At 69.1% G+C, this 21,143-nt stretch carries 18 protein-coding genes and 1 pseudogene; 7 read left to right on the top strand and 12 right to left on the bottom strand.

What is annotated here, in order from left to right:
- Positions 1-43: 43 nt before the first annotated feature.
- The 3 genes from ACF062_RS18250 to ACF062_RS18240 form a co-directional block, all read right to left on the bottom strand.
- The gene (locus tag ACF062_RS18250; RefSeq protein ID WP_392139259.1) at positions 44-2,965 is read right to left on the bottom strand and encodes an AAA family ATPase; all 2,922 of its coding nucleotides are present in this window, start codon (positions 2,963-2,965) and stop codon (positions 44-46) included.
- A 37-nt stretch (positions 2,966-3,002) separates the two neighbouring features.
- Positions 3,003-5,774 (bottom strand): AAA family ATPase, encoded by a 2,772-nt coding sequence (locus ACF062_RS18245; protein ID WP_392139257.1) that lies wholly within the window; start codon positions 5,772-5,774, stop codon positions 3,003-3,005.
- A gap of 272 nt (positions 5,775-6,046) precedes the next feature.
- Positions 6,047-6,787: an alpha/beta fold hydrolase gene (locus ACF062_RS18240; RefSeq protein ID WP_392139255.1), complete on the bottom strand. Its 741-nt coding sequence runs from the start codon at positions 6,785-6,787 to the stop codon at positions 6,047-6,049.
- 249 nt (positions 6,788-7,036) lie between these two features.
- Between ACF062_RS18240 and ACF062_RS18235 the strand changes: the two genes are divergently transcribed.
- Positions 7,037-7,510, top strand: coding sequence for a carboxymuconolactone decarboxylase family protein (locus ACF062_RS18235; RefSeq protein ID WP_392139254.1), 474 nt, complete (start codon positions 7,037-7,039; stop codon positions 7,508-7,510).
- Positions 7,511-7,633: 123 nt separating this feature from the next.
- Positions 7,634-8,398 carry an SDR family NAD(P)-dependent oxidoreductase gene (locus ACF062_RS18230; protein WP_392139252.1) on the top strand — a complete coding sequence of 255 codons (765 nt, stop codon included), beginning with the start codon at positions 7,634-7,636 and terminating at the stop codon, positions 8,396-8,398.
- A 137-nt stretch (positions 8,399-8,535) separates the two neighbouring features.
- Here the strand turns inward: ACF062_RS18230 and ACF062_RS18225 are convergent, their stop codons facing one another.
- Positions 8,536-8,688: a hypothetical protein gene (locus ACF062_RS18225; protein WP_392139250.1), complete on the bottom strand. Its 153-nt coding sequence runs from the start codon at positions 8,686-8,688 to the stop codon at positions 8,536-8,538.
- Between the two features lie 43 nt (positions 8,689-8,731).
- The gene (locus tag ACF062_RS18220; protein WP_392139248.1) at positions 8,732-9,157 is read right to left on the bottom strand and encodes a cupin domain-containing protein; all 426 of its coding nucleotides are present in this window, start codon (positions 9,155-9,157) and stop codon (positions 8,732-8,734) included.
- A 527-nt stretch (positions 9,158-9,684) separates the two neighbouring features.
- Between ACF062_RS18220 and ACF062_RS18215 the strand changes: the two genes are divergently transcribed.
- The 3 genes and pseudogenes from ACF062_RS18215 to ACF062_RS18205 all read left to right on the top strand — a co-directional run.
- Positions 9,685-10,581 (top strand): RNA polymerase sigma-70 factor, encoded by an 897-nt coding sequence (locus ACF062_RS18215; RefSeq protein WP_392139247.1) that lies wholly within the window; start codon positions 9,685-9,687, stop codon positions 10,579-10,581.
- A 149-nt stretch (positions 10,582-10,730) separates the two neighbouring features.
- On the top strand, positions 10,731-11,228 hold the full coding sequence (locus ACF062_RS18210) for an Ohr family peroxiredoxin (protein WP_392139245.1): 498 nt from the start codon (positions 10,731-10,733) through the stop codon (positions 11,226-11,228).
- A 471-nt stretch (positions 11,229-11,699) separates the two neighbouring features.
- Positions 11,700-11,899 (top strand): annotated as a pseudogene (locus tag ACF062_RS18205) (IS5/IS1182 family transposase); the annotation flags it as partial.
- Between the two features lie 568 nt (positions 11,900-12,467).
- Here ACF062_RS18205 and ACF062_RS18200 read toward each other — a convergent pair.
- Genes ACF062_RS18200 through ACF062_RS18170 form a run of 7 tightly spaced genes read right to left on the bottom strand, consistent with a single transcriptional unit; the run spans position 12,468 to position 19,025 of the window.
- Positions 12,468-13,025, bottom strand: a complete 558-nt coding sequence (locus tag ACF062_RS18200; protein WP_392139243.1) for an isoprenylcysteine carboxyl methyltransferase family protein — start codon at positions 13,023-13,025, stop codon at positions 12,468-12,470.
- A gap of 42 nt (positions 13,026-13,067) precedes the next feature.
- Positions 13,068-13,967 carry an acyl-ACP desaturase gene (locus tag ACF062_RS18195; protein WP_392140230.1) on the bottom strand — a complete coding sequence of 300 codons (900 nt, stop codon included), beginning with the start codon at positions 13,965-13,967 and terminating at the stop codon, positions 13,068-13,070.
- Between the two features lie 58 nt (positions 13,968-14,025).
- Positions 14,026-15,138: a type III polyketide synthase gene (locus ACF062_RS18190; protein WP_392139241.1), complete on the bottom strand. Its 1,113-nt coding sequence runs from the start codon at positions 15,136-15,138 to the stop codon at positions 14,026-14,028.
- 14 nt (positions 15,139-15,152) lie between these two features.
- Entirely contained in the window at positions 15,153-17,258 is a 2,106-nt protein-coding gene (locus ACF062_RS18185) for an MMPL family transporter (protein ID WP_392139239.1), read from the bottom strand.
- A 45-nt stretch (positions 17,259-17,303) separates the two neighbouring features.
- Positions 17,304-18,527 (bottom strand): beta-ketoacyl-[acyl-carrier-protein] synthase family protein, encoded by a 1,224-nt coding sequence (locus ACF062_RS18180; protein ID WP_392139237.1) that lies wholly within the window; start codon positions 18,525-18,527, stop codon positions 17,304-17,306.
- Positions 18,517-18,786: an acyl carrier protein gene (locus ACF062_RS18175; RefSeq protein ID WP_392139235.1), complete on the bottom strand. Its 270-nt coding sequence runs from the start codon at positions 18,784-18,786 to the stop codon at positions 18,517-18,519. Before ACF062_RS18175 ends, ACF062_RS18180 begins: the two co-directional genes overlap by 11 nt.
- Positions 18,783-19,025 carry a hypothetical protein gene (locus ACF062_RS18170; protein WP_392139234.1) on the bottom strand — a complete coding sequence of 81 codons (243 nt, stop codon included), beginning with the start codon at positions 19,023-19,025 and terminating at the stop codon, positions 18,783-18,785. The genes ACF062_RS18175 and ACF062_RS18170 overlap by 4 nt, the downstream gene beginning before the upstream one ends.
- Before the next feature lie 865 nt (positions 19,026-19,890).
- On the opposite strand from ACF062_RS18170, the gene ACF062_RS18165 reads away from it, so the two are divergent.
- On the top strand, positions 19,891-20,277 hold the full coding sequence (locus ACF062_RS18165) for a transposase (protein ID WP_392139232.1): 387 nt from the start codon (positions 19,891-19,893) through the stop codon (positions 20,275-20,277).
- A gap of 37 nt (positions 20,278-20,314) precedes the next feature.
- Positions 20,315-21,064 carry an SDR family oxidoreductase gene (locus ACF062_RS18160; protein WP_392139230.1) on the top strand — a complete coding sequence of 250 codons (750 nt, stop codon included), beginning with the start codon at positions 20,315-20,317 and terminating at the stop codon, positions 21,062-21,064.
- Positions 21,065-21,143 lie beyond the last annotated feature (79 nt).

Genomic DNA, 21,143 nt, shown 5'->3' with positions numbered 1-21,143 from the left:
CGGTGCCGCGTTCCGGACCAACCGGCTTCTCGGCCCGGCCTGTTCACAGGTGCTTGCGGGACGTGACGCCGAGCTTGCTGAAGATCTTCCGTAGGTGCCACTCGACGGTGCGCGGACTGAGGAAGAGCCGCGCGCCGATCTCGGGGTTGGTGAGCCCTTCACGTGCCAGCCTGACGATCTGCAGTTCTTTTGGGGTCAGGTCACTCCTTGTGCCGCCGGAGTTCTTAGTGACCTTTTCCCCGAGGGCCGTCAGGCCGAGCGCGGCGCGCTGCGCGAAGCCCTGCATGTCCATGATGTCGAACAGATCGTGAGCGATGCGCAGTTGACCCCTGGCGTCCTGGGTACGTCCGCTCCTGCTCAGCCATTCACCGTAGACGAGGTGGGCACGGGCCGACTCCCCGCGCAGGCGGGTACGGCTGAGCGCGTCGAGTGCCTGCTGATAGTGGCGTTCGGCCCGCGCTCCCTCGCCGAGAAGGGCACGGGAACGGGCTTCGATGCCCAACGCCCAGTCGGTACCACTCACTTGGGTCAGCTCGGTGAGGCGGTCCAGCGCGTCGGCCCCTTGTCCGGGGAATCCGGTCCGGGCGGTGGCTTCGATGTACTCGGCGAGCGCCCACACCGGGATGCCCATCTCCAGTTGGCTGTACTCACGTGTGGCCAGGTCGGCCGCCTGCGCCGCTTCCTTGAACCGCCCGAGGCCGTTGTAGAGCAGAGCCCGCGCCCACCGGCTGACCACTGGTCCCACGCCTTCGCCGCGGAGCTCCAGTCCCTCGTCGGCCCGTTCGCTCAGCTCGATGCACTCTGTCTCCTGGCCTCGCCAAGCGGCGACGAAGAGCGCGCCGTAGATCGGGGCGGCCGTGCCGACGGCCTCGGCGACGGTCTGCACCTCTTCCGCCAGCGAGGCGGCCTCGGCGAGTTCACCGTCGAGGACGTGCACCACGCACCGCATCGTCAACGCGAATGGCAGCGCTGTCGCCTGCCCGGCATCCCGTGCAAGCTTGAGGTGACGGGCGCCCAGCAAGGACATCGTGTCGTGGTCCCACAGCCCCACGGCGGTCACGCAGATCAGCCACAGCCAGCGCAGTCCCTCCTCCGGGGAGAGGTCCGGCTCGGCGAAGGCACGCAGTGCGCGCCGCAGGGCGGGCACTGCGGCAGCGTGGCCGTCGATGATCCGTACCGCAAGGCCGTCGAGCAGAAGGTCTGTGGGACGAGGCGGTTGCGGTGCGGGGTTCGCTCGGGCCGCCCTGGCCGCTTCGTACTGACCGTCGTCGTACGCCTGTGGTCCTGCGAAGATCGCCGCGTTGATCACCTCCAGGTAGGTGTCCCGGGCCAGCGCGACGTCGTACGCGGCCAGTCGGCCGCCGGCTTTGAGCAGGAGACCGGGAGCTTCACTGCCCCGGTCCGACGTGAAGGCGATCCGGGCGCGGGCCAGATCCACTTCGCCGCGGCGGCGTTCGTCGTGGGAGCCGTCTTCGGCGAGGGCCAGCAGCCGCAGGGCGAGATCGGGGTTGCCTGATTCGTGAGTCGCACGTGCGGCGGCCAGCGCCCGGTCCTGGCGGCGGACGGGGTCAGGAGTCAACTCCACCGCGCGGGCCAGGAGCGCGGCCGTCGCGGCGACCCCGCCTCGTGCCTCCGCCCGCCCTGCCGAGCGTTCGAGCTCGGCTGCGACGGATTCGTCAGGGCCGGTCGCGCCGTGTGCGGCGTGCCATGCGCGGCGGTCGGGATCGGTGGCGGGATCCGTCACGTCCGCCAACGCGCGGTGCGTACTGCGCCGTTCTTCGGGCGAGGCCGCCCAATAGACGGCCGAGCGGACCATCGGGTGGAAGAACCTGACCCGGTCACCTACCTTGACGAGGCCGGCTGCCACGGCCTCCCGCGCGGCTTCGGTGTCGAGGCCGAGGCGGTCCACGGCGCGCCACAGCAACGCCGGGTCACCAGTGGGTTCCACCGCCGCGGCCAGCAGGAACTTTCGGGCCCGGTTCGGCAGTCCGCCGAATCTGCGCACATAGGCCCGCTGAATGCGATCCTCAAGGGGCTGGGCACTCGGCAGGCCGAACCCACCGGCCAGGTCGACCGACGCTGCCATGTTCGGAAGTTCCAGCAGCGCGAGCGGATTACCCCGTGACTCGGTGATGATCCGCCTGATCACTCGCTCATCCCACAGACCGGGAAGCACGGAGCGCAACAAGGTCCGCGCGTCACGCTCGGACAGGCCCTTGACCAGCAGCTCCGGGAGGCCGATGGGTTCAGTGCCACCGAGTGGGTCCTCTTCCGGCACACGGGTCGCGAAAACGAGGGCCACCGACTCGGCGAGCAGGCGCCGCGCGATGAACGCCAAAGTCTGCATCGACGCGCGGTCCATCCACTGCGCGTCGTCCACGACACACAACAAGGGCTGGTCCCGAGCGACCTCGGACAGCAGGCCCAGGGCACCGAGGGAGACCAAGAAGCCGTTGGGAGCATGCGTCGAACCCAGCCCCAGAGCTCCGATGACGGCATCGCGCTGTCCGGGCGGGAGCCTGTCGAGCCGATCCGTCATGGGTGCGCAGAGCTGATGCAGCCCGGCGTACGGGAGCTCCATCTCCGACTGCACACTCGTGACGCGAGCCACCCGGAATCCGCGAGCCCTGGCCACCACGTACTCGAGCAGCCTGGTCTTCCCCACTCCCGCTTCACCACGGAGCACCAGCACACGGCTCTCACCAACACGCACGGCGTCAAGCAGTCCGTCCAACATCTCGCATTCACGGCTTCGCCCCAGAACCGGCTCCTGAGTCATCAGCTGGCCGACCCTTCCCTTCGGTCCCCACAGCCCGATGCCTACAGCCTGAGGGGGCAGTCGCTCCCCGCGTGAACCCGATCCGGCGCTCAAGGGTGCTCCGTTCACGCACGGCACCAGTCGATGCCGCGGTGCACACACTGCCGTCCGGCCCTCTACGTGGCGCCCGGGGAACCCCCGGTCCACCCCCGGGTGTCCCCGGAGGTGGTCGGTCTCCCGACCGTCAGGTGCCGGCCAGCGCGGTGCGGAGCTTGTTCCGCGACTTGACGTCGAGCTTGGTGAACACCTTGCCCAAGTGCCATTCGACCGTGCGAGGACTGATGAACAATGCGGCGCCGATCTCGGAGTTCGTCATTCCGTCGGCGGCAAGGCGGGCGACCTGCCCTTCCTGAGCCGTGAGGGCCTCGCGCAGGTCGTCCACCTCGACGTGGCGGCGCCGCACTGTCTCGCCGGTGGCCAGGAGTTCGCGTCGGGCGCGCTCGGCGAAGGCGCTCGCTCCGAAACCCTGCAGCATCTCGTGAGCCGTGCGCAGGTGCTCGCGCGCGTCGACGCGCCGGTTCTCGCGGCGAAGCCACTCGCCATACACCAGGTGGGCGCGGGCGAGGTGGACGGCTATCCGGCTGCGTCCGAGGTGCTCGATGGCCTCGCGGTACAGCCGGTCGGCCGCCGGGCCGTCGCACAGCAGCGCTCTTGACCGGGCCAGGACGCCAAGCGCCCAGTCCGTGCCACTCGCGCCGGCTCGCTCCTCCAGTCGGCACAGGGCTGCCGCGGCCGCATCTGGGGCGCCGCTGCGAGCGGCCGCCTCGACGAGTTCGGCGAGGGCGAACCCGACGACCGACATGTCCTCATGCTCAACGGCCTGTCCGGCGTGGGTCAGCGCGTCCTGGTACTGGCCAAGGCCGTTGTAGAGGACCGCGAGCAAGTAGTGCCCAAGGCCGATCGCCCGTCCCTCGCCCCATGAGGTCGCGTCCGCAGCGGCGCTCCGCATCACCTCCGCCGCCCGCGCATCCTCGCCACGCCATGCCATGAGCAGCAGCGAGGGGTACGCCATCGGCGAGTGGCCGGTCACCTCCGTGATGGTGGCGGCCTCGTCGATGAGCGTGGAGGCGAGGTCGAAGTCACCGGCGTGCACGGACAGGGCCGCGCGATAACCGAGCGCCAGGGGAAGGAAGTTGAGGGCACCGGTCTCGCGGGCCGACCGGACCGCGTGCGTGGTCAGCTCGTGCCACGTCTCGTCGTCCCACAAGTCGCCGGCGACCAGCCACGTCAGCCAGAGCCAGCGCGTGGCGTCGCCCGCGTCGCGTCCCGCGGCTCGCCTGAACGCCCGCAGCGCGGACCTCAGCAGCGGTGCTCCTTCGACGCAGCCGTCCGCGAACCAGGTCACCAGACCGTCGAGAAGAAGATCCGTCGGCCGCGCAGGTTGTGACCCGAGCAGGGCCGTGCGGGCGGCCTCGGCGACCACCCGCACGCCTGTACGTTCATGAATGCGCCCGGCGAAGACTGCCGATCCGATGGCATCCAGGTAGGCCTCACGCGCCTGTGCCTCGTCGACCCGCGTCAGTCGGCCGGCCGCGTCTAGCAGCAGGGGCAGCGCTTCTCCGCCGCGTCTGCGCGCGAATACGATCTGGGCACGGAGCCAGGTCAGTCGAGCCTGCTGCGCCTCGTCCAGCGGGCTCAGCTGCGCAGCAGCGAGGAGTTCGAGCGCCGCTTCGGGGGACCCGGCATCGAACGCTGCCTGCGCGGCGGCCACGGCCCGCGTTCCGCGGCGGGCCGAATCGGGCGTCAACTCGGTCGCACGTCTCAGGAACGCGGCCGCCGCCGCGATCCCGCCGCGGGCCTGGGCCCGGCCGGCCGACCGCTCCAATTCACCCGCCAGGGCCTCGTCGGGTTCGAGCGCCGCATGGGCCCGGTGCCACGCCTGACGGTCCGAGTCGAAGTCGGGATCGGTCGCCTCGGCCAACGCACGGTGCACGTCCCGGCGCACTGTCGGGTCGGCGGCGCGATAGGCCGCCGAGCGCACCAGCGGATGATGGAACCGCACCCTCGTACCGAACTCGATGAGACCGGCCGCCTCCACCGCCCCCGCCGCGTCCGCGTCGATGTCGAGCCGTTCGGCCACCCGCCTCAGCAACGGCACATCCCCCACCGGCTCCGCCGCCGCCGCCAGAAGCAACCGTTGCGCCGCAGCCGGCAACGCCCCGATGCGCCGCAAGTAGCTCTCCTCGATCTGGCTCGCCAGCGGGCGCGCGTCCGGCCGCCCGAACCCGCCGGCGAGCTCTGCCGCGGTCAACCCTCGCGTCAGTTCCAGCAGAGCCAGCGGGTTGCCGCGGGTCTCGGCGACGATCCGGTCCCGGACGCCTTCGTCCAACCGCCCCGGGACCACGGATTTCAGCAGCGCCCGCGCGTCGTCATCGCGCAACCCCCGGACCACCATCTCGCGCAGCCCCTCGAACACACCATCGGCCACAGCAGGCGTCGGCGTACGCAGCGCGAACACCAACGCCACCCGCTCCGCCAGAACTCGGCGCGCGACGAAGGCCAGCGTCTGGGCGGAGACCTGATCGAGCCACTGGGCATCGTCCACCACGCAGACGATCGGCTGCTCCTCCGCTGCCTCGGCCAGCAGGCTGAGCACCGCCAGACCGACCAGGAAACGATCCGGCGCACTCCCCGCGCTCAGACCGAACGCCACGGACAGGGCATCGCGCTGAGGACTCGGAATGCGGTCGAGCTTCCCCATCAGCGGCACACACAGCTGGTGCAGCCCGGCGAAGGCCAGCTCCATCTCGGACTCGACGCCGACGGCGCGCAGGATCTGACATCCTGCCGCGCTCCCCACCAGGTACTCCATCAATGCCGACTTGCCGACTCCGGCATCGCCGCGCAGCACGAGTACTTGGCCCCGGCCCGTCCGGGCCCCGGCAATCACCTGGTCCAGCGCTCCGCACTCGCCACGCCGACCACGCAGCCCACGCCGAGGAGCGCTGCTCGCCATCCACCACCACCATGCGGTTCAAGGTTCAGACCCTGCTCAGCTCAGGGCGCCCTCATCATGCATCAGTATGCGTGGGCTGAACAAACATCAGCCGGGCAGCAGCCGACGGTCCCGACCGAGGTCTCATCCACGTCATGGCCGACGAGCAGCCGCACAGCAACCGAGGAGACTCCGCCCGGCAAGAGATCCCGAACTCCTTGTGGACATCCGCCGATTGTCCACGCTCGGGGAGCGGGCCTGACCGTCAGAGACCGCGCTGAAGACCTCGCCCCTCAGCTGACCGGACCCGCCTGCGACTTCCAGTGCGTCTCGATGGCCGCAGCGACCGCAGCGGGCTTTTGCAGCAGTGGCCAATGGTTGCAGTCGAGCCTCACGACTTCGGGGGCTCGCAGGGAGACGGCAAGCTTCTCACCGAACTCGATCTGGCAGGCGGGATCGCGGATTCCCCAGAACACGAGGCACGGCGCAGTCACCCGTGCCAGCTCCGGCTCCCACTCCTCACCCATGGTCACAGCGGAGCGGTAGAGCCCGAGGACGCTGTCCTTCATGGGCTCGTCCACACGGCTGACCATCTCCCTGGCGAGATCGACAGGGACGTCGAAGCCGGCCGCCACATCGTTGGCGAACGAGTCGGGTTCCAGTTCGCTCATGAAGCGGTCGCCCTCGACAGGGTGCTGCCAGATCTTCGCGAGCGGATGCCATACGTACCCGGCGTTCACCGGTCCGTTGCCACCGGCCCAGGTGCGGACCAGGTCGGGCCGCAGGGAGGCGACGCGCGCCGTGAGGATGCAGCCCCAGTCGTGGCCGACCAGGTCAACCGGCTCACCGACGCGCTCCAGCCGGTCGATAAGCCAGTCGACGTACTCCTCCTTGGTCGATGTGAAGCCCTGCGGCCGTGGCGCGCCGAACCCCGGCAGGTTCCAGGCTTCCACGTCGGCCCGGGTCAGCTGGCGGCGCACACCGTCCCACACATGGTGGGTGTCGGGGACACCGTGGATGAGGATCGCAGGCATGAGTCGGGGTCCTTCGTCGGTAGAGGTCACATGAGGGTGCGGAGGCACGGGCCCGGTCAGGCCCTCTCGACTACCTCGCCCAACACCTTGAGGTGATGGCTCAGAGTGGACTTGGCGACAGGGGTGCGGAGGCGCGGCAACACTTACACTCGGCCTGTGTGGCGCAGGACACACACCATACGGTGTCACAGTCCACGGGGGTAGCCCGGTCATTAGTGTGAATCAGCACTAAGGCGAGGAGAACACACCATGGATGCGCGTCTCGACTACTTCGGCAATGCGCTCGCGGCCAAGGTTCTGAAGCACATCAATTCGGCGAACAAGGTGCTGTCGGACTCGACGCTGCCGCACAGCACACAGGAACTGGTGAAGATCCGCGCGAGCCAGATCAATGGATGCGGCTTCTGCACCGACATGCACACCAAGGACGCCGCCCACGCGGGAGAGACCGCTCAGCGCCTCCATCTGGTCGCCGCCTGGCGAGAGGCCACGGTCTTCACCGACGCCGAACGGGCTGCGCTGGAACTGGCGGAGCAGGGCACCCGCACCGCCGACGCCGCCGGCGGGGTCAGCGACGCGGTCTGGGCGAACGCGGCCAAGCACTTCGACGAGGACCAACTGGCCGCGCTGATCTCCCTGATCGCCGTCATCAACGCCTACAACCGCATCAACGTCATCAACCAGGTGCCGGCCGGTGGCTACCAGCCCGGCCAGTTCGGCTGAGCCGCCGAGGAGGCCACCCGTACCGGCCGGCCGCATCGTCACGTCACACTATTCGCCGTCACACGATGGCACAGAAGCCTGTTACGTCGTCGATGTTCATTGCATAACGAACAAAGGAACATCATGCCCAGCTCCACAACACTGCACTTCTCGGACCGCGTCGCCATCGTCACGGGCGCGGGATCGGGCATCGGCCGGGCCACAGCCATCGCCCTCGCGGAGTCGGGGGCGTACGTCCTCGGCGTAGGACGGCGGCAGGGGGCCCTGGAGGAGACCGCTCACGCCCACGCCAACATCGAGATCCTGTCGTCCGACGTGTGCGAGGAGGGCGCCGCCGAAAGGATCGTCTCCACCGCCGTGAAGCGGTGGGGCCGGCTGGACCTGCTGGTGAACAACGCCGGCGTGGCCGCCCTGATGCCCCTGGCGGAGACGAACCGCACGACGATCACCAACCTGCTCGAACTCCATGTGACGGCACCGAGCCTGCTCGCTCACGCGGCGCTGCCGCATCTGCAGGACACCGCCGGCTCCATCGTCAACATCTCCAGCACCTACGGTCACCGCCCTCTGGCCGGCGGAGCGCACTACGCCGCCGCCAAGAGCGCGCTGGAACAGCTGACCCGCAGCTGGGCCCTTGAGCTCGCCCCTGAGGGGGTTCGGGTCAACGCCATCGCCCCCGGCCCCACCGAGACCGATGTCCTGTCCGCGGCAGGCCTTCCCGCGGACACCGTCAGCCAGATCCGAACCGGCGAACGCGAGCGCATCCCCACGGGCCGGCTCGGCGACCCCAAGGATGTCGCGGACTGGATCCTGCGTATCTCCGACCCCCGGGGCACCTACATCACCGGGCAGATCCTCACCATCGACGGAGGGCTCGAGCTCTCCTGACCTCGGGGTTCCTGACCACTACCACGTGTGCGTACAGCGCGCGGTTCGGTGGAGAACCGGCCGCCGTGTTCGAGATGCTGCGGCGACGATGAAGAAGACGGGCTGTGCCGTACGCGGCAGCGTCGGGCCCCACGGCATCACCGCCACGGCCAGGGCCATGGCTGCGTGCAGGAGGTGGTCGGCGCGGCCACACGCTCGGCCGGCCGGCCGAGCGTGTGGCACACCGCGTAGAGGGCCGCGCCCGCGAACAGCGTGGTCAGCAGGGCGTGCACGGCGTCGGTGGAGCTCATCGCGCCACATGCCCTCCCGTGCAGCGGCCCGGTACCGGCGGTTTCACTCGGTAGGGCGCGGGACGCGGAGGTGGGCGCGCTGTTCGAGCTCCTCCTTGGAGACGAGTTCGAGCATGGGCTTTCCGGGTGCGCACATCATGGTCACCACGAACCGGGTCCGCGCGTCACCGAGGGCGTTGCCGTCCTGATAGTGGATCACTTCGCCGCCCGGCTCCCAGAACGTGCCGCCTGCCTCCACCACCCGCTCGGGTTCACCCTCCAGCTCGAAGCGGACCGCGCCCTCGACCACATATCCGAAGGCGGGCCCGGAGTGGCGGTGCGGCGGGGTGCCCGGGTCGCCCGGCTCCCACTCGACCTGGATGGTCATCGCCGAAGCGCCCTCGGGGATCGTCAGGGGCGCGGCGTCCTGCAGCACCTGCGCCGCGGTCATCCAACTCTCCGACGCCGCCGGGTCGCCGGCTGCGTGCATGTGCCCTGCGTGAGTGTCCGACACTGTTGTGAACCTTCCGTGAGTCGCCACGTGGAGGGGCGGGACACATCTCCCGCCCTCTCGGCAGAGTTGACCGGACACCATGTGAATCTGTGACACGTATGGAGTTTCGCGAGTGCGTCCAGGGGGTGGTGCCAAACAACGACTTAAGTGCTGTCCCAGGTGGTGCAAGAAGCGACCAGTGCGGAGTCCTTCGGCATGTCGACAGACAAAGTGCTGGGGGCGGCCGCCACCGCGGGGTTCGAGCACGCCGTACGCCGCGCCCTGTGGCCGGCCATCACCCGCGCGGTCGTTCCCTTGCTGTCGCCGCACCTTCAACTGCCCCCCGCCTCCCCGACGTGCCGGTGGTGCGCCTCTTTCACGGCTTCATCCCGCCTCCCGACCGGACCGACCCATCCATGCAGGGGCTGGTCCTCGGGCAGGTCCGGTCCGAGCCGACCTGGCTGACCGCATCGCCTGCTCCGCCGGTTAGTAGCATGGGAGCGATCAAGCCGGAAGGGGCCACCATGCACACCGGGGGCGATGCCGACTCTCTCGACCAGGCGGCGAAGGACTTCCTCGCCGTACGCCCGCAGCTGTTCGGCATCGTCTACCGCGTGCTCGGCAGCGCCGTGGAGGCCGAGGACATCGTCCAGGACGTCTGGCTGCGCTGGCAGAAGACCGACCGCGCGGACGTCCTCGAACCGTCCGCGTTCCTGACGACGATCACCACACGTCTGGCGATCAACTTCGCCCAGTCCGCCCGCGTACGGCGCGAGTCGTACGTGGGTCCGTGGCTGCCCGAGCCGGTCAACACCGCCGTGGACCCACAGGTGGGGGCGGAGCGGGCCGAGGCCCTGGAAATGGCCGTCCTGCTCCTGCTGGAGAAGCTCAATCCGGTGGAACGGGCCGCTTATGTCCTGCGCGAGGCCTTCGAGTATCCCTACCGCAGGATCGCGGAGGTCCTGGAGACCACGGAGGCCAACACACGCCAGCTGGTGAGCCGTGCTCGCAAGCACCTCAGCGCCCAGCGCAAGGAACGCGTCAGTCCCGCCGACCATCGGCGTCTGCTGGAGGTGTTCCTCGATGCCGCGCGCAACGGGAACCTGGCGGAGCTCGAACAGATCCTCGCCACGGACGTCGTCAGCTACTCCGACGGCGGCGGGGTGCGCGGCGCCTCGAAGATCCCGGTCGTCGGACGCACGCACGTCTCCCAGTACCTCGTGGCGTTCGCGCCGCGCTTCTGGCCCCAGGCGCAGGTGCGGTGGACGGAGGCCAACGGCCGACCGGCCGTGCTCATCGCCGCCGCGGGCAACGCCGTGGCCCTGCTGTCGCTGGATGTTTCCACGGAGGGCATCGACCGCATCATGTGGATCATGAACCCAGCCAAGTTGTCGCCCTATGTGGCTTCCCTGGAAGGCTGAGCTCCCACAGGTGTCACAGGAGCGGGTGCTCGTCGGTCAACCAGTCGTCCGGAATCCGGATTTCCATTGACCGAAGGACAGCACCCCTTCATGTACGGGCCACCAGGCACCAGCCAGGGCACGTGCCACGACAACGCCGGAGCCATCCTGTGACCGAGCGGATCCAGTTGCCCGACCTGTCCACGCAGAAGGACTTCGTGGGCACAGCCTTCTCCCCCATCTACACGACGACCGTGACCGTGAGCGGCGGTGTCGCCTCCCACGGGCGTGCCTCAGGCAGGGCGCAGTCGTCCGACAGCGCCCTGGACATCGACCTGCGCATGCCCGGCGAGCTCGGCGGGGACGGACGGGCGACCAACCCCGAGCAACTGTTCGCCGCGGGCTTCGCGGCCTGCTTTCACGGGGCCCTGAGCCTGGTGGCGCGGCAGGAGGAATTCGATCCTGCCGACATCTCCGTGGACGCGACCGTCGCCTTCGGCCGGGATCCGAACGACGGTGGCTATCTGCTGCGCGTCGATCTGGTGGTGAACTGGCCGGAGGTGGATCCGGAGACAGCGACTCCGCTGCTGGAGCAGGCGAACGCGTTATGCCCTTACGCCAGGATGGCGTGGCACGGGACGCCGACAACGATCACGCTGGCTCCTTGACGCGCACTGCTGACAGCATCCTGACGCCGCCACCGGTCAGGACGGGAGTCAGTCGACACAGGGCTGCGCGACGACATAGGTGAAGGTGTGACATCAACGCACGCTTGTTCCGTCCTCGCGCGCACCCGGTGTCACAAGATTGGTGATCACCCGGTCTGATGAGCGAGTCATGCACTGTGACTCGCACTACGTGACGCCGAAAACGAGGACCCGATCCCACCGTGCCGCTGGATGGCCTGCTGCCGTAAGGAGCCGTTGTCCTTTCGATCACGGAGGACGGTTCTGATCGAACAGGATGCCTGGTCGGGTGATCTTGGCTGGGGTGGGCGCATGGGAACAGGGCCCTTGGTAGCTCCGGGTTGCGACACCTACTTGAGCATGAAGGAGACCCTGTTACTGCAGATCACTGCCGTGCCGTCCAACTCCCGGACGCAGGAGTGTGATTGCCTCGCTCACCGGTTCGAGAACGCGGCTGAGTTCCACGACGGGCTCCGTGCTCGGACCCGGGAGGCCGAGGGCACCACGCGGAGCCGACGGCGGCGATCATCGACTCGCAGTCGGTCAAGGGCGCCGCCTCGGTGCCCGCCTGCTCACGCCGCTATGACGGCGGGAAGAAGATCAACGGCAGGCGCCGGCACGTCATCACGGACAGCCTGGGCCTCCTGTTGAACCGGAACGTGCACCATAGCGCTCCCACCTGCGGAAACAGGCATCTAAGAGATCCGGGTCAGCACAGAATCAGCACGGGGCAAACGGGTCAGCGCCTACACGGCGTGCGCGCAGGTACCCACGCCTGCCTCCGACGAGGGTCGACCCGACATGTCGAGGGGCTCGGATCGCATGGCGTTCTGCAGGCCTGCGGGCAGCGGTGCCAGGCGCAGGGCACAGGGTGTCCGTAGATGTCGACGGTGACCTTGATGGACCGGTGGCCGAGCTGGCGAGAGACGTCTCATATGGGACGCCGTTCGCGAGCGCCGTCGGGGCGAAGAGGTCCCGCAGGGCACGCGATGTGTATTTCGCCCGGCCTGGTCGTCCACCAGTCTCTTGTAGTGGTAGCCATCGCCAGCCTTCGGTGCCTGCCGGACGGGCTGATGAAGTCGACAGGCACCGGGGCCCACTGCGACCGCGTCCCGCAGGTCCACGCGCGGGGGCCTCGCCGGTCGACACTCACGACGATGTGCGGGTAGGAGACGCACAGCGCGAACAGCAGGGGTCCGTCGACGAGGTCGGCGAACAGCTTCACGAACTGCTCCGCGCCGCTGGTCCCACCGCTGGCCATAGCACGGCGTTCTCCGTGCGGACGCGGACGACGAGCCAAGGCGTGTTGGCGATGGTGAAGAGCATGGCGGTAATCCATGCGGTGTGGACGAGGGGCAGGGCGATGCCTTCGAACAGGACGATGAGGTAGTTGGGGTGCCGCATCCAGCGGTAGGGCCCGGTGGTGACCAGCGGAAGCCCGGGCACGACGATGACGCGGGTGTTCCATCGGGGGCCGAGCGCCCTCATGCACCAGGCACGGCCTGCCTGCACGAGGATGAGGACGGCCAGGGCCGGACAGCCGATCAGAGGGACGAAGGCGCGGTCGGTGAGGGCGACCTCTGCAACGGTTCCAACGAGCAGGCAGACATGAAGGGTGATCATGACCGGGTAGTGGCGTTGCCCGTACTCGATGCCGCCGCGGTCGATGGCCCATCGCGCGTTGCGGCGGGCGGTTGTCAGTTCGACCAGGCGCACGACGGCCACGGCGGTCATGAGAACGAACAGACTTAGGGGAATCGTCACCCAGCTCAGGAACATGTTGGATCGTCCTTGTTACTCCCGGACGGCGGAATCCTCGTCTTACGCGGTCGCGAGTCGGTTGAGGCGTTCGGCCAGGGCGCGGTATCTGCCGGCACGGTCCGCTGATTCCTCCATGTGGGCGGCGATCTCCTCCTGGGCGTGCTGTCCGACCGGTGTAAGTCCGGTGGTGTCGAGGGCGCCGAGGATGCGGACGAAGGGCAGGGCGATGTCCTTGTAGTAGATGTCCGGTGAGAGGATGCCCGACCTGGCCATGGAGCTGATCAGATGGCCGAAGCCGGGTGCGGCGTGGCCTGGGGGACGGAATGTATTGAGGACTTTGGCCACGGCCTGAAGCGTTCGGTCGGGGTGCATACGCATACACGCTTGGAGGGTGGTCCGGTAGAAGAGCATGTGCCGGTTCTCGTCGTGGGCGATGCGCTGCATCAGAGCCCCGCACGCCGGTTCGTCGCACAGTCGGCGGATTCCCTGGTAGCTGACGCGGGTGCCGAGTTCCTGGATGGTGACGTAGACGAGAGAGGCGATGAGGTCGCCGCGGTAGTCGATCTCATAGCCGTGCTGCACATGCGCGGCGCGGGCGTCCTCCAGGAGCACCGGATCGGCACTGCGGGTGACCACGAGGTAGTCACGGATGGCGGTGCCGTGCCTGGCCTCCTCCATGGTCCATCGATTGACCCAGACACCCCAAGGGCCGTCGAGCGACAGCATTTCCCCGATCACCCGGTGGTAACTGGGCAGGTTTTCTTCGGTGAGCAGGCTATAGAGGAGGCCGTCCCGAGCGGCCGCGCTCAGTTTCTGCTGGGAGGGGTCCCATGGCTCCCCTTCGAGGAGACCGTCGTAGTCACGGCCCTGGCTCCACGGGACGTACTGGTGCGGGTACCAGTCGACGGTGGTCCGGAAGTGCGTGTCGAGGGCGTCGGTGACCACCGGTTCGAGGTCGATCAGGATGCGTACGTCTTCGTCATACGGTCGGCAGGCTTCGGTGGCGGCGGGCGGCTTTCTACCAGCGGAGGAGGACCAGTTCGATGGCGAACCCCGGCCCCATGGCGGCGACCAGGCCGGGTGCGTTCGCGGGGGGCGGTGTTTCCATGGCCGCGTGCAGGATGTCCAGTACGGAGACGGATGAGAGGTTGCCCCGCTCGGCCACGGAGCGCCGGGTGAGCTCCAAGGCGCCAGGCTGCAGGTCCAGGGCCTGCTGTACAGCGGTGAAGACCTTCGGTCCGCCACCGTGGATGATCCAGCTCGTGATCTGATGCGGCGCCAGGGCGTGCGGCGCGAGGAGCCCTTGGACGGCCGTGGGCAAGTGCTTCTCCGTGAGCGTCGGGATCTCGGGCGACAGCAGGATCCGGAAGCCGTGGGAGCCGATGTCCCAGCCAAGGACGTCCTCGGTGCCGGGGACCAGCAGGCTGTGGGTGTCCACCAGCTCAGGCCCGGCGGGGCCGCCGTCCCGCCGGGCTCCGAAGGCCACGACGGCGGCCGCGCCGTCCCCGAAGAGACTGCCGGCGACGATGTTCGCCACGGAGCCGTCCTTGAGCTGGTACGCCAGTGTGCACAGTTCCACGGCGAGCAGGACAGCCACTTGGTCGGGGTGGGCCAGTAGGTAGTCGTGGAGCCGGGCCAGACCTGCGGCGCCTCCGGCGCAGCCGGTACCGAACAGCGGGATACGTTTGACGTCCGGCCGTAGCCCGACCCGGTGGGCGAGCCGAGCCTCCAGCGACGGCACGGCCAGCCCGGTGACGGTGGTGCTGATCACCGCGTCGACCTCCTCCGGCTGGATGCCCGCGGTGCGCAGCGCGCCGATCAGCGCCTGTTCTCCCAGGTCCATGGCGGTGTCGAGCCAGACGCGGTTCTGCTCGGTGAAGTCCTCCAGGCGAGCGAGATCAACGAGCTTCTCCAACGGCAGGGACAGCGAGCGGGTCTCCACACCCGAGCTGGCCTTGATCTTGCGGAGTACCAGAGCACCCGTTTCGGACTCCAGGAGCGTCGTGCGGGCCAGGGCGGCCAGGATCTCTTCCTGCCGGTATTGATACGGCGGGAAGGCCGTCTGGATCGCCGCGATCTGTGGGCCGGCGGCCGCCGACTGCCGGGTGCGGTCATGTGTCGCCTGACGCATCGACATCAGCTTCCTCATTTCTTCACGGGTGTAGTGATCGACAACGGGGGCCTGATGCGGGCCGGAGCCCACCAGTTCGCCGGTCCAAGGGCCGCCATGACGGCGGGCACCAGAACTCCCCGTACCAGGACCGCGTCCACGAGCGCGCCGAGCGCGACGCCGATGCCGATGAACTTGAGCAGGGCGACGTGGGAGGTGGCCATGGCCGCGGTCGAAATCGCCACGGCTGCCGCGGCGGACGTCATCAGCCGGCCGGTGCGGGCGACGCCCTCGATGATCGACGTGCGGTTGTCTCCGTAGCGGTCGTACTCCTCCCGGATACGGCCGAGCAGGAAGACCTCGTAGTCCACCGACAGGGCGAGCGCGATGAACAGGACGAACAGCAGCGTCGAGGCGTCCAGCGTTCCCGTTGCCGTGAAGTGGCCGAGCACTGCGCTGCCGTGGCCGTCCTGGAAGAGGACGACGAGCGCGCCGAGGCTCGCCCCGAGGCTGGCGACGGCCACGAACAGAGCTTTCAGGGGGGCGATCAGGCTGCGGGTGTAGGAGCTGAGGAGGGCCAGGAGCCCCGCAGCCAGGAGAAGCAGGCACCACGGGAGGGCGCCGAGGACGGCGTCCGCCGTGTCGACGATCTCCGCGGCTCGCCCGCCCACCGCCACGCTTCCCGGGGCGGGAGTTTGCCGTACCTTGCGCACCACCGTGTCCGCCTCCGGCGTGCCGGGGGCGGCGGACGTGGCCGCCAGCAGCACGACCGCCTCACCGGACGGAGCCACACGCACCACGCGGACACCAGTGATGTCCGGGACACGGGCGAGTCGGTCGCCGTACGCCGGTGCACCGTCCGTCGCCCGCGGTCCGGTGACGACCACGGTGAGGAGCCGCTCCGGTGGCGCGGTGAACTCGGCGCGCACACGCTCGGCCGCGGCGGCAGCCGGAGCCGACGAAGGCAACGTGCGTTCGTCCACAATGCCGAGCCGCGCGTGGGTGAAGGGCAGGGCCAGCAGGGCCAGCAGCAGCACCGCCAGGCCGCCCGCCAGGAGGGGCCGTGCGGTGACCGCGGACGTCGTGCGACGCCAGAAGCGACTCCCGTCCCCGGTACGGGCACGCCGCCACCGCGCCAGCGGGTCCCATGCCTGGGCCCGGGGGCCGAGCAGCCGCAGACAGGCGGGCAGCACGGTCAGGGCGACCAGCGCCGCCAGCACGGTGACGATCATGCCCGCCAGGGACAGTGCGCGCAGCATGGGCACCGGCACCACCAAGGCGGTGGCGAGGCATACGGCGACGGCGGCGGCAGAGAACGCGATCGAACGGCCGCTGGAGCGGCGGGCGGCCGCCAGCGCCGTGTGAAGGTCCGCGCCCCGCGAGGTCTCCTCCCGTACGCGGGCCAGCAGGAAGAGGCTGTAGTCGACGGCCAGGCCGAAACCGATCGCCGAGGCGGCGTTCACCGCGACCCGTGACACGTCGGCCACCTGCGCCAGCAGGCCCAGGACCGGGATGGTGCAGCCGATGGCCAGCGCGGCCACGACCACGGGCAGCAGCGCGGACACCACGGACCCATAGGCGAAGACCAAAACAACGAACAGTACCGGCGCGGCCAGCAGTTCGGCCCGGCTCAGATCGCGCTCGATGGTCTCGTCGATCTCCCTGTTGGCCCACACTTCGCCGCTGGGCTCCACCCGCATCCCCGGGACGGCCGACCGGGCCGCCGCCACCACACCGGGCGCCACCTGTTTACGTTCCTTGTCCGTCCCCTTCAGCCGTACGGCGACCAGCAGGGTCCGTCCGTCCTTGGAGCGCAGCCACGTGTCACCGGTGGTCTGTGCCGACCACACGGTCTTGACGTCGCGCTGCCCGGCCAGCGTCTTCAGCATCGCTGTGGTGCCGTCCCGGAGGCGGGCCTCGCGTTCACCGCCGGTGCGCTGTGAAACGGCCAGGAGCAGATCGGGCGAGGGCACGCCGAGCCGCTCTGCTTGCCGTCTGGCGCGCGTCGACTCCGTGTCCGTCGCAACCGCGCCGCCCGTGCTCAGCGCCGAGAAGGCAACCGGGACCAGCACCCCCGCGCACACCGCCGCCAGCAGGGCGCTCACCACCACCAGCCATGCCCGGCGCCGCACCGCATCCATCTGTGTGCCTCCGTCTTGCATCCGATCCGGATGCTTCGTCTCCCACTAGGAAGCTGTGAACAGCAGAACGGCGTTCTGGCCGCCGAAGCCGAAGGAGCAGCTGATCCCCGCGTCGCCGCGCGTGGAACGGGGACGTCCGGCGACGATGTCCAGCTTGTGGTCCCCGTCCTGGCCCTCGAAGTTCGCCACCGGCGGGACGGCCGCATGGCGCAGCGCGAGGACCGTGTACGCCGCCTGAATCGCCCCGGCCGCCCCCAGCGCGTGCCCGATCACACCCTTGGACGCGGTGACCGGCGGCCCGTCGTCACCGAAGACGCGGACGAGTGCTCGTGCCTCGGCCGCGTCGTTCAGCGGAGTGGAGGTGCCGTGCGCATTGATGTGGCCGACGTTCCCAGGCCCGCACCCGGCGTCCGCGAGAGCGGTGTGGATGGCGCGGACCGCGCCGTCACCCTGCGGGTGCGGGGCGATGGGATGGTGCGCATCGGCGCCGGCACCGTAACCCCGCAGCAGCGCCAGGACGGGAGCCCGCCGTGCCCGAGCCGCACATGCGCGTTCGAGGACGAGGATGCCGGCGCCCTCGCCCAGGACGAAGCCGTCACGTTGCGCGTCGAACGGCCGGCTGGCCAGGGCCGGTTCCGCCCCGCGCCGGGACAGCGCCCGCATCCGCGTGAAGCACGTGGCCGTCATGCGCGAGCGAGCCGACTCGCTGCCGCCCGCCAGCACGATGTCACAGGTACCGGACCGCAACAGGTCCCGGGCCACTCCAATCGCGGTGGTACCCGACGCGCAGGCGCTGGCGGTGGTGAAGTTGGGGCCGCGCACGCCCAGGTCGATGGCGACCTCGCCCGCGGCCATGCTCGGAACGCTGCGCGGGAGCGCGAGCGGCGAGACCCGCTCCGGCCGCCCGGCTCCAAGGTGGCCGAACTCAGTGACGTATGTACTCAAACTGTTGGATCCCACGCCCAGCACGACACCGACTCGCTCCGCTTCCCAGGTACGACGATCAAGGCCCGCGTCCGCGACGGCCCGCCGGGCGGCAACGAGGGCGAACTGGATGAAGCGGTCCACGCGCCGGGCCGACGCCCGGCCGAGTTCCGTCTCGGCGTCGAAGTCCGTCACCTGGCAGGAGAAGTCAACGGGCAGTCCCGCCAGGCCGGGATCCGTCGCGGCCAGCGAGCGCCCCCGGCAGAGGGCCGCCCAGTTCGCCTCCACCGTATGCCCGGCTGGAGTCACCAGCCCCAGCCCAGTGACCGCGATCTCAGCGCGCATGCTTGAACGCCTGGGCCGCCTCGCCCAGAGTCGAAGACGGGCGCAGGTCCAGGGCGTTCTCGGGCAGGACGATCCCGTACTCCTCCTCCGCCGCCACCACCAACTCCATCAGCGACAGCGAGTCCAGGCCGAGACTCTCGAACGTTGCCCTGCCGGAGAGTTCACCGGCATCCGCCTTTACGTTGAGGTGGCCGGTGAGCAGGGCCACCAACTCCTCGGGAAGGGCCGACTCCGTCGCGCCTTCTGCCGTCTGCCTCATACCTGGGTCTCCTGTTTCCTCGCTGCGAGGAGCCCTGTGGCGCTGCCCGCGTTCATCCGTTCGTAAAGGCCACGCGCGCGGGAAGCCTGCGTCTCAAGCCACTCCACGTGCTGACCGAGCCGGTCCTGCGCCTGCCTGCCGGCCGCACCCAGCCCGGTCGCCGCGAGATGACACTCCAGGAGCCGCTCGACCGACGGCTCCAGCTCCCGCAGCACGACTTCCGCCACATCGTCGACCACGCCCGCACCTCCCCCTGCGCATCATCTGCTTATCCGTACATCACTGTGTAAACGCTGATGAGGGGAGTAAGGAACGATCTGTCACTCGTTAGTGTTCGTAAGGCCGTTCCAGCCATGGCCATCCATGACGCCGACCTCCTGACGCGCTGCCCTACCCGGCACTCACCCTTGTCCACACGCCCGAGGATCCGGTAGGGCCGCATGCCGAGGTTGCAGGGCTGAACAGCGCTTTCAGGTCGGCCGGTTCGTGGTCGAGGGGCACCTCAGCGGGACATGCACGCACACCGCGCGTTCGTCCGTCGCCGTAGACGCCGAGCAGGTCGTCGCGGAACAGGCCGGCCAGGCAGCCGTCAACACGTCGTCGCCGGCGCGCCGACCGCCTGACAGGTCAGCGCGGGGGCCCCGCAGGACGGCGAGCATCCCGGGTGTCGCGACTCGCGGATGCGGCACGGCGCTGTGCGAAACGGTGTTGAACTGCCCGAGGTCTACGCCCTGCTGGTCGGCACAGCGCGCCGCCGCCCATGCGTGCCTAAACGACGAGGTCCCTTCCCGCTTGCTCGCCATGTTTGCGGGGCTGGCGCCAGCCATGAGCCAGACGTCGACAGTGGACTTCTCGTGTCGCGCTCCGCGGCGGGCAGAGGCTGTCAACCGCCTGCGGTCAGGAGCCGCTGTCCTTTGGGAACAGAGCCCCTTGGTAGCTCGGGGTTGCGTTACCTACTCGCGCTCGAAGGAGACCCTGTTGCCGCAGGCTTGCGTGCTCGCTGCTGTGCCGTCCAACTCCCGGACGTGCCAATGTGATTGCCTCGCTCACCGGTTCGGGAACGCGGCCGACCGTCCGAACAGGTTTCGGAGGTATCCGTCGGACATGACGGACGCGGAGTGGGCGGTGGTGCGGGAGGCGCTGCCGGTTCCAGCGTGGCAGGAGGGCCGGGGCGGGCAGCCGGAGGGCTACTGCCACCGGCAGATGCTGGATGCGATCCGGTACGTCACCGACAACGGGATCAAGTGGCGCGCGATGCCATGCGATTCCCCCGCCTGGGGCCGCGTGTATGCCTACCCTCGCAGGCGGCGTGAGGCGGGCCTAGCCAAGGATTTCCATTCCGCTGCCCGCATATGGGTCGCAATCTCGTGCATCCGCACGGTGCTCAGGCATGCGCGCTTCCTGGAGATGCCCGCCGGAGGAGGACGAGAAATCTTCGAGACTCTTCCGGCCTGCTGTCACAACCACCAAGACAACCCGGTCTTTACATAGTGCAGACCGAAAACGCATCTCCCGAGAGGATTTCCTCATGAAGGTTGTAGTCATCGGCGGTACCGGACTCATCGGCTCGAAGCTGGTCGCCAAGCTCAACGAGCACGGCCACGAGGCAGTACCGGCCGCGCCCAACACCGGCGTCAACACACTGACCGGTGAGGGCCTCGCCGAGGTGCTGAACGGCGCCCAGGTCGTGGTCGACGTGTCCAACTCCCCCTCGTTCGCGGACGACGACGTGATGGAGTTCTTCCGCACCTCGACGACCAACCTCCTCAAGGCCGAGACCGAGGCCGGTGTCACCCACCACGTCGCCCTGTCGGTGGTCGGTACCGAGCGCCTGCAGGGGAGCGGCTACTTCCGTGCCAAGTTGACGCAGGAGGAGCTGATCAAGGCATCTGGAGTCCCCTACTCCATCGTTCACGCCACGCAGTTCTTCGAGTTCATGAAGGGCATTGCCGCCGAGGCCACCGACGGTGACACCGTGCGTCTGGCCCCTGTCAAGATCCGGCCCATCTACTCGGACGATGTGGCCGCCACCGTGGGCCGCACGGCCGTCGGCACCCCCGTCGAGGGCGTGGTCGAGGTGGCCGGTCCCGAGACGTTCCAGCTGGACGAGCTCGTCCGCAAGGGCCTCGCCGCGAAAAACGACCCGCGCACCGTGGTGACCGATCCACACGCCACGTACTTCGGCACCGAGTTGCAGGAGACCACGCTGTTGCCCGGCCCCGACGCGCACATCGCCGAAACCCGCTTCGCCGACTGGACCGCCCAGCAGCAGGCATGAGCCCTCCGGGGCTCCCCTGCCCGCAGGGCACAGCCCCGGCACGGCCGCTTGTCCCTTTCGCCGCACGGCACCCAGCGCT

The organism is Streptomyces sp. NPDC015345, assembly GCF_043078805.1.
Taxonomy (GTDB): domain Bacteria; phylum Actinomycetota; class Actinomycetes; order Streptomycetales; family Streptomycetaceae; genus Streptomyces.
This window is presented reverse-complemented; position numbering and strand designations above follow the sequence as displayed.